The sequence below is a fragment of the Neobacillus sp. 114 genome (assembly GCF_030127045.1).
GTDB lineage: Bacteria > Bacillota > Bacilli > Bacillales > Cytobacillaceae > Neobacillus > Neobacillus rhizophilus.
On sequence record NZ_CP126144.1, the window covers coordinates 4,084,817 to 4,099,976 of the forward strand.

General features: G+C 37.4%; 15 protein-coding genes. 6 read left to right on the top strand and 9 right to left on the bottom strand.

Features of this window, described 5'->3' with window-relative positions:
• The first annotated feature begins 21 nt into the window (after window positions 1–21).
• Both QNN06_RS19760 and QNN06_RS19765 read left to right on the top strand, forming a co-directional pair.
• The gene (locus QNN06_RS19760) at window positions 22–1,197 is read left to right on the top strand and encodes an MGDG synthase family glycosyltransferase (protein WP_213119141.1); all 1,176 of its coding nucleotides are present in this window, start codon (window positions 22–24) and stop codon (window positions 1,195–1,197) included.
• A gap of 103 nt (window positions 1,198–1,300) precedes the next feature.
• Complete coding sequence (locus QNN06_RS19765) at window positions 1,301–1,834, top strand: phosphatase PAP2 family protein (RefSeq protein WP_213119140.1); 534 nt, start codon at window positions 1,301–1,303, stop codon at window positions 1,832–1,834.
• 75 nt (window positions 1,835–1,909) lie between these two features.
• Here QNN06_RS19765 and QNN06_RS19770 read toward each other — a convergent pair whose 3' ends face one another.
• A complete protein-coding gene (locus tag QNN06_RS19770) occupies window positions 1,910–3,751 on the bottom strand; it encodes a S9 family peptidase (RefSeq protein WP_284035815.1) in 1,842 nt (613 codons plus the stop codon).
• 314 nt (window positions 3,752–4,065) lie between these two features.
• Between QNN06_RS19770 and QNN06_RS19775 the strand changes: the two genes are divergently transcribed.
• Entirely contained in the window at window positions 4,066–4,995 is a 930-nt protein-coding gene (locus tag QNN06_RS19775) for an HD-GYP domain-containing protein (protein ID WP_284035816.1), read from the top strand.
• Between the two features lie 115 nt (window positions 4,996–5,110).
• Here the strand turns inward: QNN06_RS19775 and QNN06_RS19780 are convergent, their stop codons facing one another.
• Window positions 5,111–6,073 carry a DUF4097 family beta strand repeat-containing protein gene (locus QNN06_RS19780; protein ID WP_284035817.1) on the bottom strand — a complete coding sequence of 321 codons (963 nt, stop codon included), beginning with the start codon at window positions 6,071–6,073 and terminating at the stop codon, window positions 5,111–5,113.
• A 3-nt stretch (window positions 6,074–6,076) separates the two neighbouring features.
• Entirely contained in the window at window positions 6,077–6,589 is a 513-nt protein-coding gene (locus QNN06_RS19785) for a DUF1700 domain-containing protein (protein WP_284035818.1), read from the bottom strand.
• A gap of 217 nt (window positions 6,590–6,806) precedes the next feature.
• Here QNN06_RS19785 and QNN06_RS19790 point away from each other — a divergent pair, with 217 nt between their 5' ends.
• A complete protein-coding gene (locus QNN06_RS19790; RefSeq protein ID WP_284035819.1) occupies window positions 6,807–8,000 on the top strand; it encodes a sensor histidine kinase in 1,194 nt (397 codons plus the stop codon).
• The gene (locus tag QNN06_RS19795) at window positions 8,001–8,651 is read left to right on the top strand and encodes a response regulator (protein WP_284035820.1); all 651 of its coding nucleotides are present in this window, start codon (window positions 8,001–8,003) and stop codon (window positions 8,649–8,651) included.
• A gap of 124 nt (window positions 8,652–8,775) precedes the next feature.
• Here the strand turns inward: QNN06_RS19795 and QNN06_RS19800 are convergent, their stop codons facing one another.
• The 5 genes from QNN06_RS19800 to QNN06_RS19820 form a co-directional block, all read right to left on the bottom strand.
• On the bottom strand, window positions 8,776–9,702 hold the full coding sequence (locus QNN06_RS19800; protein ID WP_284035821.1) for an AEC family transporter: 927 nt from the start codon (window positions 9,700–9,702) through the stop codon (window positions 8,776–8,778).
• 45 nt (window positions 9,703–9,747) lie between these two features.
• Window positions 9,748–10,056, bottom strand: coding sequence for a hypothetical protein (locus tag QNN06_RS19805; RefSeq protein WP_284035822.1), 309 nt, complete (start codon window positions 10,054–10,056; stop codon window positions 9,748–9,750).
• A gap of 578 nt (window positions 10,057–10,634) precedes the next feature.
• A complete protein-coding gene (locus QNN06_RS19810; protein WP_213119131.1) occupies window positions 10,635–11,507 on the bottom strand; it encodes a LysR family transcriptional regulator in 873 nt (290 codons plus the stop codon).
• A gap of 137 nt (window positions 11,508–11,644) precedes the next feature.
• Window positions 11,645–12,490: an aldo/keto reductase gene (locus tag QNN06_RS19815; RefSeq protein WP_284035823.1), complete on the bottom strand. Its 846-nt coding sequence runs from the start codon at window positions 12,488–12,490 to the stop codon at window positions 11,645–11,647.
• A gap of 13 nt (window positions 12,491–12,503) precedes the next feature.
• Window positions 12,504–13,727 (bottom strand): MFS transporter, encoded by a 1,224-nt coding sequence (locus tag QNN06_RS19820; protein WP_217036281.1) that lies wholly within the window; start codon window positions 13,725–13,727, stop codon window positions 12,504–12,506.
• 199 nt (window positions 13,728–13,926) lie between these two features.
• Between QNN06_RS19820 and QNN06_RS19825 the strand changes: the two genes are divergently transcribed.
• Window positions 13,927–14,298, top strand: coding sequence for a winged helix-turn-helix transcriptional regulator (locus tag QNN06_RS19825; RefSeq protein WP_217036279.1), 372 nt, complete (start codon window positions 13,927–13,929; stop codon window positions 14,296–14,298).
• A 171-nt stretch (window positions 14,299–14,469) separates the two neighbouring features.
• Here the strand turns inward: QNN06_RS19825 and QNN06_RS19830 are convergent, their stop codons facing one another.
• On the bottom strand, window positions 14,470–15,159 hold the full coding sequence (locus QNN06_RS19830) for a DUF421 domain-containing protein (RefSeq protein WP_284035824.1): 690 nt from the start codon (window positions 15,157–15,159) through the stop codon (window positions 14,470–14,472).
• Window position 15,160: the final 1 nt, after the last annotated feature.

Below are 15,160 nucleotides of genomic sequence, written 5' to 3' on the forward strand. Positions count from 1 at the left end.
AACTTAAAAAGGGCTGATACTATGGATAAGACATTATTGATTATTTCATCAGATCATACAGGCCATGGTCATAAAAGTATAACAGAAGCACTGTGTGAAAAGGTCAAATCTTTCAATGGAGTAAAAATTCACGTTGTGGATGGGTTTTCGCTTGGCAAACCATTACTGTCAAAAATCGGTGGAGCTTATGGTCCCCTCACAAGAAATTCCGAAACACTATGGAAAATGATCTGGAAACTATCAGCTGAAAAACCTTCCATCGTAAACCATTTTTTTGAAGGACTTATTAAAGATCATTTTCTTAAAATCCTCGACGAAATAAAGCCCGATATGATTTTATCAGTTCATCCCAATTTTAATGGCTCTATCTTGAGCATCCTAGAGAAGCAAAAGGTAAAGATCCCTTTCATTACCTTAATTGCTGACCTTGTAAACATTTCCCCTCTATGGCTGGATAAGCGGGCAGAAACCATTATTTGTCCCACGTTTGAAGCCCAATTTAAGTGTATTGAATTTGGGATTCCGCTTAAGAAGATAAGGGTAATAGGATTTCCAGTCCGATCTCGCTTTTTCCGAAAGAGCCATCCACAACCTGAACTCTATAGAAAAGAAAATCCCTTAAAATGTTTGATCATGAGCGGCGGTGAAGGTGTAGGAAACATGGAGAATATAGCGAAAAGCCTCCTTAATCATTTCAATTGTACGGTAAAAATTGTAGCGGGAAGAAATGAAAAACTTAAAGCAAAGCTAGCGAGAGCACTTATGCCCCAATATGGTGATCGAGTTGAGATTTATGGGTTCACGAAAAACATTCAAGATTTAATGCTGCAATCTGATATTGCTTTTACCAGGGGAAGCCCCAATGTCATGTTTGAAGCTATTGCTGCCAATACACCGCTTATCATTACAGGGGCTTTGCCAGGTCAAGAAGAGGATAATCCAGCCTTCGCCGAAATCTTCAATTTGGGAGTAGTTTGCAAAAACCCAAAGGAAATTAGACGTACTGTAACGAACCTACTCGAAAATAATGGTGAAAAACTCAACAAAATAATAAACTCCCAAAGAAAATTTATCCATGCAACCGCCGCCGAAGACATCCTGACATTGATATTGAGGCATGGGGACGGTTCTTATGCATCATTTAAACCTGAAGAGCCAACCGAAAAGGACAATTTACAATTCTTAATTTATTCTTAACACCAGTTTCATAAAAACTAGCCGTTTTCCCTTTATAATGGAGGAAACCCCATGTTTGGGTTTTGGATTGAAGTGGGAATTTTACTTATAAGGGGAGCCGAGCATGAGCAAATTCATACATGTCCTTTACGGGTTCGATTGTCGAATCTTCCAGAAAATTAACCGGTATTTTCATCTTTATTTGTTAAACCTCTTTTTTCGAACGATCACACATTTCGGAGGAGCGAGATTTACGATTATCAGCACGATTCTGCTTTTTCTAACTGCATGGTCCAGGGAAACGCGGCTTCTTGCCATTTCCAGTGCTCTTGCTTTGGCATCGAGCCATATCCCGGTCCATCTTGCAAAAGAATTTTTTCCTAGAAAAAGACCTTATATGACGATTGAAAAAACGAATATACTGGAGAATCCCTTACAGGACCATTCCTTCCCTTCGGGTCATACAACCGCCATTTTTGCCGTATTGACTCCCTATATCTTAACGATCCCGACATTTTCTTTGGTTCTGATTCTCGTGGGTGTATGTGTAGGGGTTTCAAGAATTTACTTAGGCCTTCATTATCCATCCGACGTGGTTTTCGGAGCAATCCTTGGAATATTAGCAGGCTGTTTATCCTATTCTTTACTATTAATGTAACAGAAGTGGCATACGCCATACATGTGCATGGCAAAAAGGACTAACCAAGGTGGGTCAGTCCTTTTTGCCTGAGATTCAATCAAAGAAGAAAGGATATTCCCGACTCCTTTTAAATCCCCTGCTTCTTTTGTCTTCGATTCCAAAACATCGTTCAAGAAATTCTACGATTGCCTTGTAGGCAATTTCTTTGTTTTTTAGCTTTGAAATCGTATGGCCTTCATCGTCGAAGCGAATAAAGTCAACAGGGTGTTGTTTTCCCTTCAATTTATTGACGATTTGCTCTGATTCTTTAATATGGACACGAGGGTCACCTTCCCCATGAATCACCAATAACGGAGTGGTTATCCGATTTGCATGATTCAATGGATCAATTTTATCAAAAAAGTCTCCATCTCTTTCAATCGTTCCGTATTCCGCTTCCCTAAGCTTCTTGCGCCAAGGATGGGTAGTTTCCAAGAACGTTCTAAGGCTCGACATACCCACAATATCAATCGCGGCAGACCATAGCTGTGGATAGTGGCTGATGGCTGCAAGGACCATAAATCCTCCATAGCTGCCTCCCATTATTCCAATTCTATTAGTATCAATGTTCCCATTCACCTTTAGCCATTCAACTAAAAAAACTATATCCTTCAGAGCATCCATTCTTTTTCGTACATCATCTAATTTCGTGAACGTTTTTCCATAACCTGTACTCCCACGGATATTTGGTGTGCACACCGCATACCCTTTACCGATTAAATATTGCACAACAGGGTTGTAAACAGCACGAGACTGGCTCTCAGGACCGCCGTGAATGACAATGACTAAAGGAAATTTTTCAGTTGTAATCTTTGGTTTATAAAAAAATGCTGGAATTTCAAGATTATCAAATGAGCGATAACTTATAAGCTCTGGCTCAACTAATTTATCTTGCAGTATTGGGGAACGGGAAACATAGGTAAGTCTCTCCGACTGTATGCTTTCTAAATCTAGCTCCCAAATATCAGATGGATATGCCGGGCCATTAAAAACATAGGCCAATTTCTTGCTATCAGGGGAAAATTTTAAATCTTTTATGATTCCAGTCGGTGTTTTCCACGAATACAGGTAACTTCGGTTGATGTCTAAAAGTACGCCCCTGGATACTCCACCCTCATTTACGCAAAAGGCTAACAAATTTTTATCATTATTCATTTCGAGTTCTTCAAAATCCCAATTTCCTTGCTCCAGCCACACAAAATGCTTGGTTTTTATATGGATAAGTGCTAGCCCGAAAAATTCGCTATCTTTATTAGTTAATACATAGATATGATCCCCATCCTTGTTAAAATGGACTTCTCTGAAACTCGCTTCTCCTTTATGCTCTGTTATCCAATCAACAGACCCTGTTGCCAGATCGAGTACGCCTAAATCATTATCCAGGGGAGAATTTGTCTTTTGGACTAATAATGATTTCCCATCAGGAGACCATTCCACTGCTGTAAAAAGGCCATCTCCAGTTAACAAAGGATGAAATTCCAGTGTTTCTAGACTTTGAATATAAATATCAAAAAATGCTAGATTGCGGCGATTGCTTGACCAGACAATCCATTTTCCATCCGGGGAGCTGCCTCCATATCGATGAACATGATTTGGTGATTTTGTCAGTCCGATTAGTTTCCCATCCTCCTTGAGTAAGAACAACTGCTGATTTTCATTTCCGCCCACATCCATCCCAATAATCCGGTCAGAAGTGCCCTTAACAAGTCCAACAAAGGTAATTCTTTCTTTTGTAAAAGAAATTTGAGCAGGCCATTCTTCCCCACGATTGAGTTCCCAAACCTGTGGTATGCCCGTATAATCGGCAATAAAGCTAAGCTTTTGACCATCAGGGGTATAAACAGGATTCTTCGCATAGCGGACATGCAAATAAGGGTCTATACTCTCTTTAAACAAGAACATCCCTCCCATTCATTTAAGGGATTTTAGTAAAGGGCCATTTTCAGCCATCCAATCCATTATATTTAAGGACAATGGAAGTTATTCTTGAAGAAACAGAGGAGCGGGTTGTTTTAGTCAGCTTGTAAAAAAAGACTTTAATCTATAAGAATGCGACTCTTTATTTACAAAAACGATAACTTTTGTAAGCGCCAATATGTCTGAATCATTTTAAAAAACTTGCTATTCGGTAAAAATCACCATTTGGAAAATATTATGATACTCTTAACAAGGAATCTTTATTCCGTTTTGTTTTTTAAATGGAGGGTGCAATGTTAAATATCTTAGATAAATGGTTTAATCATTATAAATTTTACCGATATGCTTTTTTTATATTTTTATTATTGAGTTTATTCATCACCATTGTCTTCCATAATGATAATTTTTTTATTCTTTATAATATTTCTGTCATTTTTTTAGGTTTTGGATTTTATAATAAACCTGTATATTTGGTTGTTTTCACCATTTTAGTAACTACTTCAAGATTTCAATTCGTCCCGCGTGCAGAAGAGAGTCTCTTTTTTATTTATCTAGTGAGCTATCTATTTATGACGTTTATTTCAGCAGCTATGATAACCTATGTTCAAAGAGTGAAACAAAAGAGTCTAGATATAATTACCTCTCTCGTCAAGGCTCTGGATTCTAGAGACCCTTATACTTATGACCATTCTGAAAATGTATCGAGATACGCTATGCAAATAGCAGAAAAGATGAATCTTTCTAAGGATGTTTGTCAGATCATTCGCACAGGGGGATTATTGCACGATATTGGAAAGATTGGTATCCCTGAACAAATCTTGACCAAGCCAATGGAATTAACAGACGACGAATATAAGATTATAAAGTCACACCCAGTCATTGGATATGATATGCTTAAACACGTTAAGCGTTTTGAGAAAAACGGTACTTTAGATATTGTTTTATATCACCATGAAAGATTTGACGGCAATGGTTACCCAGCCGGATTAAAAGGCAATGAAATCCCTTTATACGCTCGAATAATCGCAGTTGCTGATACTTTTGATGCCATGATGTCCCGACGTGTTTATAGAAATGAGTTTGATTTAGAACATACTCTTCATGTAATCCGGCAAAATAAAGGGACACAATTTGATCCTCAAGTAGTTGATGCGTTTCTTAGTTTGTTTAACAAACAAAAGATGGAAACTATGAAGCTAACGACTCTAGTTAAATCACCATGAACCGAAAAGGAAGCCACTTTATTAATGGCTTCCTTTTCGGTCTTTCCTCCACAAGCTCGACGCCATTTTCCTTTCGAAAACTTTGATAATGCAAGATACCTAAGTTAATAAACAATCAGTCTGTCACTTTAAAATCGCCCGAACTTGTTCTTGCAGTTAACTTTAAATTACCGTCTCCGACCTGGCCAACAATCCGATGTTCCGATTTTTCGGAGTAATTCATTTTATCTATATTCGCTGTTCCGTCACCTGAACTACTTTTGTAATCAACTTTCATTGAATTGGCGGGGTTTGTGAAACTTACGTCGATATCTCCACTGCTCGATTCCAACGCTACATTCCCTTTCATTTCTTTCGTTTTTACAAAAATATCTCCAGAAGAGGTATTCATTTTGATATTTTCCGAAACGAGATAATCAGAAACAATGTCACCGCTGCTAGTAAATAATTCGACTGTCTTGGCTTCGTGATCATTTATCCTTAAATCTCCACTACTTGATTCAATACTTAGTCGATTTGCACGACTATCCTTTGCAATGATATCTCCACTTGAAGCTTTAAGTGTGAGAGTGTCCTCAATCGCTGCATCTCTGACATCTATATCACCCGATTGTGTCTCAATTGCTAATTTTTTGGCTTCCATTTTATCTAGGGAAATATCACCTGATGCTGCGGCTATTTCAATAGAATGATAAACTTTTTCAGGTACTTTGACATTAAGGCTTACTTTTGTAAAATTGAACATCATAAATTGAAACTTATTTTCCTTTGCCATAGTGATCGTAACTGTATCACCATCTTCATCAATATCTAACTTATATAAACCTTTACTCTTTTTCCCTACCTTTCCTGAAAAATCAGCTTCAATCTTATTTCCACTCGTAGGCTGAACCTTTACATCCACCGTTGGAGAGTCAATGATAATATTACTAATGTCTTTTGCTGAAACATCTTTCTTTTCATGAACATCTACAGAACTGAATGTAAATGCCTCTACGCCTGATGTGTTGATCGACATAATCACACCTATTACCCCAACAATCACAAGTGCTAACGCTGTATACATTATTTTTCTCATTTTTTATTCTCCTTTTATTAATTTCATATTCCAATTGACATACTTACTAAGTATCAGAAATAATCTTTTTCCTGCTTGGAACAACCCTGCCCCAATCGCAAGTCCGATTCCACAAAGAATAATGGATAGAAATAATTCAAAAGTCGTAAAGCCCCCAATAAACACCTGGGTAAAGACAAAAAGTGGTGAGACCACAAAGCAAGCAGATACAATCCAAAAAGACAGATAAACCGCAAAAATGGCAATCAATGGACCTAACACAAAAATAAAATTAAAGAAAAATAAACTGATGGATGCTAAAATGATTCGACCTATATTTCGGTAAGAATCATTTTCTATACTTATCGGCGGCGGGTAGTCGTCTGCGAATGTTACAGATAAATTGGTATCACCTTTTCGATTTTCTTTTGCTACTACCATTAAATCCTCATACAGTTCGATTAGCTTTTGGCGATCCTCAGCTGACAGCCCTTTTAATCGTTCCTGCAGTTCATGCAACATATCTTCGTTTTTCATGTCCTTCGTCCCCTTCTGTAACCCTATGACCAAATTATATAAAGAAAAAGTCATATGACCGGAGTGAAGGTAGTCATCAAATTCGAATCAATTCCTTATTACCTGTTGATTTACTCTCAATGTCTTAACATTTATTTATTTTAAGACTGTTAGATTTACCCAATTTCTTGTAATATAGGAAAAGGTAGGTAAAAAGCAGCAGAGGTTGAGGTGTGCGATGAAAAAAACAGACCAAGATTGGATCTGGGTGGATTGGTTTATTTTTTTCTTAAGATTATGCTGGTATCTTTCTGGCATTCTTTACTTCTATCTTCATATGGAAGATTTAGGAGGACAATCTTTTTTCCTTTTTGTAGGTATTTTAACAGTTTCCTATATTGTCCCTCATATTTTTTGGAGGCCCGGATACAAGGATCCTGTCTTCTATCCAATTACAGAGCTAATCGTTGCAGGTGGAGCTTCTATCTATTTCAATATTGTCTCACGGCTTGATCTTGGCGCCTCCATGGTCCTCATGCCCATATTGATGATTGGTTTCCTAGCTACAAAACAAACTGCCAAATGGACCTATCCTTTGTTTTTTCTTGGATTGCCGATACCAAGGTTATGGACAATGGATACAGTCGATTATTTTCTGCAATACATCGATATCTTTATCTTTTTCGGCTTTGGTGCTTGTTTTAACTATGTGATTCATTCACGTCAAAAGACAAAACGAATCATTGAGGAAAATCATAAACAATATCAATTAATTCAAGAACAGTATCGGGTGCTTCAGCAATATGCGGAGCAAATTGAGAAAGTCACGCTGCTCCAAGAACGGAATCGACTCGCTCAAGAGCTGCACGATACGGTTGGTCATCACTTTACCTCCGTAACGGTTGGGCTTGATGCCATTTCCTATTTACTTGAAACAGATGTTGATAAAGCTAAACAAAAAATTGAAATGCTAGCAAACGTTTCCCGTAAAGGCTTAGAGGACATTAGAAAAAACATTCATCAAATTGCCCCAGCTGAAAATGATGAACCTCTGTCATTTTTATTACATCAGATCGCTGATAATTTTAAAAAAAATACAGATACCGATGTCCAGTTCCATATGAAAGGGAAAGAATTTTCTATTTCTAAAAATATTAAACTCGTGTTTATCCGTTGCCTGCAAGAGGCGCTTACAAATGCCAAAAGACATGGTGGTGCATCGGAAATTAACATTGATTACATTTTTAGTAACTCGGAAATTGTTTTAATAATCGAAAATAATGGAACCCCTATAGATGCCCTCCATCCGGGGTTCGGCATAACAGCTATGAAAGAACGGATCGGGGAGTTATATGGAAATCTCGAAATTTCAAGCGGAGAACATTGTGGAGTGAAGCTGACGATTACAGTACCGATAAAAGGAGTTGCCTAAATGAGTATTATAAAATTATTAATAGCGGATGATCAAGAACTTATTCGTGAGAGCTTGTCAATCGTGCTGGATATGGATGATGACATTGAAATCATCGGTTTGGCAGAAAATGGTGCAGTAGCCATTGAATTATGTGAACAGCATAAACCCAACACGATTTTAATGGATATAAATATGCCGGTAATGGACGGGATTTCTGCGACGAAAATCATCAAACAGCGCTGGCCTGATATAAAGATCATTATTTTAACAACCTTCCAAGAAGTAAATCATGTGATTGACTCTTTGACGCTAGGGGCAGAAGGTTATTTGTTGAAGGCTATTCACCCTAAAGATTTGCTTGCAGGTATTAAACTTATCCATAAAGGCGGCACCCTGCTCCCACAGGATTTAGCCAAATTGCTTGTTCAGCAAATCAATAGCCCTGAAACTCAGTCCCTGCAAGGAAACAAGAATCAATACGACCTGACTGAACGTGAAGAAGAAGTACTAAAATGCATTGCCCAAGGACTAAGCAATAAACTAATTGCGGAAAGACTGTTTTTATCTGAAGGAACGGTTAAAAACTATATTTCCAGTATCTACCATAAACTGGACGTGAAGGACCGGTTTCAAGCAGCGGTAAAGGCACAACAAGAAGGGTTAATTTAAGAGTATTTTAGGTTACGATAAAGTGAGTGAAAAATTATGCTGAATGCAGGTCCTCTTGGTGAACAGTTTATTATGAATTTAGTGTTATAAATCAGTGAAAAAATTATGTGTTAACTAAGACTCCTTATGAAAACATCAAATGAGCAGAAAAAATAACTGTCGTTACTGTCATCATACTGAATATGGTAGACAACAAAACGGCTTGAGCTGCATATTCAGGATGGTTTCCATATTCCAGTGCAAACAGCGAACTATTTCTTGAAGTTGGAAAAGAGCTCGCAATAAACAATGACTGTGCTGTAATACCGTCCAGCTTCAATGTTAAGATGATGATCAATGCCATACACGGTGAAAAAATGAGACGTCCGATCAGGCTTAGAACTAAAGGCAGCGAAAAGCTGCTTATTTTCAGGAATGCGCTTTGTGCGCCAAGAGTAACAAGTGCGATTGCTATAAATGCGTTTGAAGTATTTTCAATAGGGGTCCAGATGAATTCTGGAATTTTTATTGATACTGCATTGAGAAAGACCCCAAACAAAAAAGCGTAGAATACAGGGTTTTTCAAAAATGCTTTGAACGCCTGGAATTTTGCCTTATCAACAGAAACAGAATTAAATAATCCATATGTATAAGTTAAGAGGTTTTGAAATATCATCACCACAACTTGGATCGATAGACCAAGAGGATTTTGCTGAAAAACAACCTGGCTAACTGGTAATCCATAATTACCCGAATTCACTAGTACCACACTGTTTTTAAAAGTGGATGAAAGGCTGCTCTCAAATTTCGCCATTTTTGATATGCCTGTGCTGAAAACCATTAAACAAAGACTTTGTAAGACTAGGAAACTAAGAATTTGCAGGAATGTATCCCCTCTAATTTTACTCTGATAGACATTGCTAAAACTCACAGCAGGCATGAGGAAATACGTATTTAATTTCGATAAGGTATGCATATCGAATTTAAATTTTCTATGAAGAAAAGCCCCAGCTCCAATAAGGGCAAATATGGGTAAAATAACATACAAAGTGATGTGAAATAAAATGCTCATAAAATAATCCTCTCCATTTAAAGAATGATATCTGTAAATTAACTATTAAGATTCAAATATTTGTATAAAAATGGAATAACCATTGTTATATTCAATTGTTAATGCTAGATCGTACGGTCCATTGCTTTCATCATAAATCTGCTTGATGCCGTTGACCGGTAAGCAAAAATATTTTCCTGTAATTGGTTCACTCGCCGTTATTCTTCCGGATTGAATATGAATTTTTGAGCTTGTAATGTAACTCATAAAACTAAATCCAACTGTCCCCTCGATCTCATCCGTCAAGATTGCCTCGATATCTTTCCCTTCTTGCTCCGTTATAAATGTAATAAGTTTCTTTGAATTGTTCTCCAATTACTCTCACCCCTTATCCATTTCATTTTAAAAACAATATCCAAATAGTTGAAATACAAATAAATTATCGACCTTCATTCAAAAAAGGAATGACACCGATTCCTGTTTGGCACCAATGAAAAAAGCCAGGCGCACAGCCTGGCACAGTTTCAATGACCTTTTTTCGCGGAATTTCCATTTAATTGGATATACTTTCCGATTTGTTGTGGTTACTTTCCAAATTTGATCCGATACTTTCCACTTTGATCATTTTACTTCCACTTTTTCACGAAATACTTACCAAAATCACCATTTTACTTTCCTACCCATATTTTACGTGGTATTTCACACAATAAAGCCAGGCGCACAGCCTGGCTCAGGTAATTTTCAATGACCTTTTTTGAGGAATTTCCATTTATTTGGATATACTTTCCGATTTGGGGTGGTTACTTCTAAATCCGAACTGATACTTTCCACTTTGATCATTTTACTTCCACTTTTTCACGAAATACTTTCCAAAATCACCATTTTACTTTCCTACCACATATTTCATGCGGAATTTTACGTTAAAAATAGCGTGAGCATTTGCCCACGCTTTTTTAAATAGAAGATTTAAAATCCAATTTTTTCACAAACTCTACAAACTCTTTAATTACTTTGGTCTCAAGAGATTTTTCATGATAGAACATCCATGTTTTTCTTACAATAGGATCCCCTTTTTTATTTTTTAGAATGATCCGGTTAAGGTGTTGATGCTCCTGAATAAGAACACTAGGAAGGATTCCGTATCCCAATCCGTTTAATACCATTTCTTTGCATGTATCGGCTTTATCCACTTCCATGCCTATAAAAGGCGGCTGTGAAAATTCTCCACTCCACCAATTATCAATCATAGTCTTTAATAAGGCATCTGTTTCATATTCAATTCTCGGCAGTTGAGGCAAGTCACGAAGTTCAATTTTTTCTAATGAAGTCACACAGAGATTTTCTTCAAAGAGTAGTATTTTTGAATCTGGCCATTGATAGTCCCCACGGACCATTCCAATATGAACATCTCGATTATATACAAGATTAAACACATCCCTGCTCCATCCCGTGGTAACTTTATAATTTACTTTTGGGAACTGTTCACGAAAAAGCTTTAAAAGGTGTGGCAGCTTGTGCCTGGTTATGTAATTAGAAACCCCTAACCGTAAGGTTCCGCTAACCTCTTCTCCCATATCTATTACTGTATCTTTAATCTGTTGGAGACGACCCAGCATTTCATCCGCACATTGAGCTAAATATTCTCCTTGGGGTGTAAAGTGAACACCTTTCGTTCCCCGTTTGACAATTTCGACTTGATATTCTTTTTCTATTTGTTGAATTTTTTTCGTTAATGATGGTTGGGATATATATAAACTCTCAGCCGTTTTCGTGATATTCTTTTTTTCGTATAGAACCTTTAAGATTATCCAGTCCTGTTCATCCATTATCTCTATTACCTCTTATTTCCAAAATCATTAAATCACTATTAATATTACCATATTAAAAATAAGGAAAATAAGATATTTTATTATTTGTAAACTAAACAAGGACCCATCTTCATGATGAGTCCCAAATCGGTGATTTAAAAATCAAAATTGTCTGGGTCTGGACCAACACGGTGATTCTGGTTCAAGCCATTAATTCGTTTCATGTCTTCTTCTGTTAACACAAAATCGAATACTGACGCGTTTTCAACAATGCGATGTTCTTTTGTTGATTTTGGAATCGTCACAACGCCATTCTGTAAATCCCAGCGTAAAATCACTTGTGCAACTGATTTGTTATACTTATCCGCGATTTCTTTCAGCACTTGGTTATCCAGTAATTGGCCTTGCATGAGCGGAGACCAAGCCTCTAGCTGAATGCCGTGTTCCATGCAAAACGCTCGAAGCTCTTTTTGAGTCAAACGAGGATGGTACTCCACTTGGTTCACCATTGGAATGATTTCAGCGTCTTTCATTAAATCCTCTAAATGATGAATCTGAAAATTACTTACTCCGATTGCTTTGACCCTGCCTTCTTTATAAAGAGTCTCTAAAGCTTTCCAAGACTCTTTATATTTACCTTCTACAGGCCAGTGAATGAGGAATAAATCCAGGTATTCTAAACCGAGTTTATTTAAGCTTTTTTCGTAGGCTGCGATTGTTGAGTCATACCCTAAATCAGCATTCCAAACCTTTGAGGTTACAAATAAGTCTTCTCTGGAAATGCCTGCCTCCTTCATTCCTTCTCTTATACCTTGTCCGACTCCTTCTTCATTTCCATAAATAGCTGCTGTATCAATGCTCCGATATCCATGCTTAATCGCTGTTTTTACTGCCTGAACCAATTCCAGACCTTCTTCCACTTTAAACACTCCGATGCCAAACCAAGGCATTTGTACGCCGTTATTTAATGTTGTTGTATCTTTTAAATTTTTTGCTGTCATAAGAAATTACCTCCTAATTGTATTGAAAAAATTGTTTTCGATTTGTGTCAGCTGTTTTTTCATCTTTGCGCTCCAGAGCTCTGCTCCAGCCTGTTAAAATCACTGCTCCTGCTACCATCAATGCCCCTATCCAAGGCGTATGAATGAGCCCGATTGAATCCGTTATTACCCCACCTAAGTATGAACCAATTGCGATTCCTGCGTTAAATGCGGCAATGTTAATGGCAGAAGCAACATCTACTGCACTCGGTACAAAACGTTCAGCCAACATTACGACATAGACCTGAAGTCCAGGCACATTCATAAAAGCTAATAAGCCCATCAGGATGATGGTTATGAGGGCAGCAGTCTTAAATGGTGCAGTGAACGTTAAGATAAATAGAACGATGGCTTGTAGGATAAACATATAAAATAATGCGGCAATCGGCTTTCGGTTTGCTGCCTTCCCGCCAATAACATTTCCGATTGCAATTGCAACACCGTATACAAGCAAAATCACAGCAACTGTTCCTTCTTTAAAGCCTGTTATTTCTTGAAGCAGTGGAGATAAATACGTAAAGACAACGAACGTCCCACCATATCCTAATGCTGTAATCGCAAATAAAAGTACTAATCGGCCATTTGACAATAATTTGAACTGATCGCGAAATGCTGTACGAACGCCTTTACGTAACTGAGATGGAACAAGGATGCTAGTAGCAATAAAAGCAATGATTCCAACTGCCACTATTACCATAAATGAGGTTCTCCACCCAAATTCTTGGCCGATGAACGTACCGAAAGGAACACCTGTAATGGTAGCGACTGTGAGCCCTGTAAACATAATGGCAATAGCGCTTGCCCTGCGGTTTTCAGGTACTAAATCGGCGGCAATAGTAGATCCAATCGACATGAACACCCCATGTGAAAATGCGGAAAGAACACGGGCAACTAATAAAACACCTATACTTTCAGCACCGGCTGCAATGCTGTTGCCTATAATAAAAACAATCATGATCCAAAGTAATAAGGACTTTCGTGACATACTAGATGTAAAAGACGTTAGGATCGGCGCCCCAAATGTTACCCCTAATGCATATAAAGAAACTGTTAATCCAGCTGTTGTAACCGAGATTTGTAAATCTTTCGCAATCAGAGGCAATAAACCTACACTGATAAATTCTGTTGTTCCAATTGCAAATGCGCTCACTGCCAATGCCAAGAGCGCTAATGTACTCTTTTTTTTATCAAAGGACATAATATGGTTCCCCTCCTGAACACAGTATGGTTGTATTATTTAATCTGCTAGCAGATACATATTGAATATGTTGAAGTTTGACCGGCACATGTTATTATGGAACATATCAGTCTAATAGAAAAGAACGTACTTTAAAGTGCCATAGGCACCAAAGAGTGCGATAGGTACTTTTTAGTACCTATGAAATTGGAGGTACACCATGAATAATAAGAAGTATAATATTGCCGTTGAAGCCACATTGGAAGTTATTGGAGGAAAATGGAAGTGTGTCATCCTTTGCCATCTTACTCACGGCAAAAAACGTACAAGCGAATTAAAACGCCTGATGCCAAATATTACACAAAAAATGTTAACGCAGCAATTACGTGAACTGGAGGATGACGGGGTCATAAACCGAATCGTCCATAATCAAGTACCACCGAAAGTGGAATATGAACTTAGTGATTATGGATTAAGTCTGAAAGGTATACTTGATTCATTATGTGCTTGGGGAGAAAACCATATTACAAAGGTTTATGGGGACAAATTCGCCGTTTTGGAGGAAAATGTACTTAATGATCATTTAAGGTAAGATGATTTTTTTGAAAGGAAATTCGGTTCAAAAGACTTACATACTTGATTTATGTATCACTTATTTCAAATAAAAAGCCAGGATTTCCTCCTGGCTATATATTTTAATAGTATTCAGAAAAAAGTGTTGTATCGAAATCTAGCTTTAATGAAAAAAATCGAAGGAATGGGATTATTTTAATTGCATGCGAAACAATTCAATATATAAATTTCCTTTTGTCCCTATTACAGCATATGAAATGTCATTAACATCAAGTTTTCTCCTTTTAAGCTCAGTCATTATCCATTCTTCGTCATAGCCGTTTTCGGTTAAATTTGCATATAAGATTTCCCCATTATAGATCATCTCTACTGGTATATTCCTTGTTGGTGACAGTAAATTTAAATCCTGCTTGGTCGCATTTTGGTATTTCTCTTTTTTTAATATAGAGAGTGAACCATTTGTCTCTAAAATAGCGCACTCCACCTCTTCTATGTTAAAGATATCTTTAGCACGTAAAGCCTGTTTAAGAGATTGCAGTGAATAACCCATTTGCTCCATGGACTGTTTGAGAATTTGTCCGTTTTGAATTAAGGTGGCCGGTTCACCTGCAATCCATTTCCCTATGTGGGGCTTTTGAACAGTGACCCAATTTAGCATAAAAACAATGGTACCCATTAAAATAATCGCAATAATAAAATACAGGAATTTCACCTTAACATTGAATGCTAGATTTCCTGCAATTGTTCCCATCGTAATTGAAGCAATATAAAGATGATAGGACCTATGTGCAATCGTCTGTTTACCGAGAACCATGACAAATAACCATAATAAAATAAAAGCGGTAAATGTCCGTAAGATGACTTCAATAGCCCCTTGCATT

Excerpts from the sequence above, each read along its gene's own strand:
- QNN06_RS19760 (WP_213119141.1), top strand. The coding sequence starts at position 22 with ATGGATAAGACATTATTGATTATTTCATCAGATCATACAGGCCATGGT.
- QNN06_RS19765 (WP_213119140.1), top strand. The coding sequence starts at position 1,301 with ATGAGCAAATTCATACATGTCCTTTACGGGTTCGATTGTCGAATCTTC.
- QNN06_RS19775 (WP_284035816.1), top strand. The coding sequence starts at position 4,066 with ATGTTAAATATCTTAGATAAATGGTTTAATCATTATAAATTTTACCGA.
- QNN06_RS19780 (WP_284035817.1), bottom strand. The coding sequence starts at position 6,073 with ATGAGAAAAATAATGTATACAGCGTTAGCACTTGTGATTGTTGGGGTA.
- QNN06_RS19785 (WP_284035818.1), bottom strand. The coding sequence starts at position 6,589 with ATGAAAAACGAAGATATGTTGCATGAACTGCAGGAACGATTAAAAGGG.
- QNN06_RS19790 (WP_284035819.1), top strand. The coding sequence starts at position 6,807 with ATGAAAAAAACAGACCAAGATTGGATCTGGGTGGATTGGTTTATTTTT.
- QNN06_RS19795 (WP_284035820.1), top strand. The coding sequence starts at position 8,001 with ATGAGTATTATAAAATTATTAATAGCGGATGATCAAGAACTTATTCGT.
- QNN06_RS19800 (WP_284035821.1), bottom strand. The coding sequence starts at position 9,702 with ATGAGCATTTTATTTCACATCACTTTGTATGTTATTTTACCCATATTT.
- QNN06_RS19810 (WP_213119131.1), bottom strand. The coding sequence starts at position 11,507 with ATGGATGAACAGGACTGGATAATCTTAAAGGTTCTATACGAAAAAAAG.
- QNN06_RS19815 (WP_284035823.1), bottom strand. The coding sequence starts at position 12,490 with ATGACAGCAAAAAATTTAAAAGATACAACAACATTAAATAACGGCGTA.
- QNN06_RS19820 (WP_217036281.1), bottom strand. The coding sequence starts at position 13,727 with ATGTCCTTTGATAAAAAAAAGAGTACATTAGCGCTCTTGGCATTGGCA.
- QNN06_RS19825 (WP_217036279.1), top strand. The coding sequence starts at position 13,927 with ATGAATAATAAGAAGTATAATATTGCCGTTGAAGCCACATTGGAAGTT.
- QNN06_RS19830 (WP_284035824.1), bottom strand. The coding sequence starts at position 15,159 with ATGCAAGGGGCTATTGAAGTCATCTTACGGACATTTACCGCTTTTATT.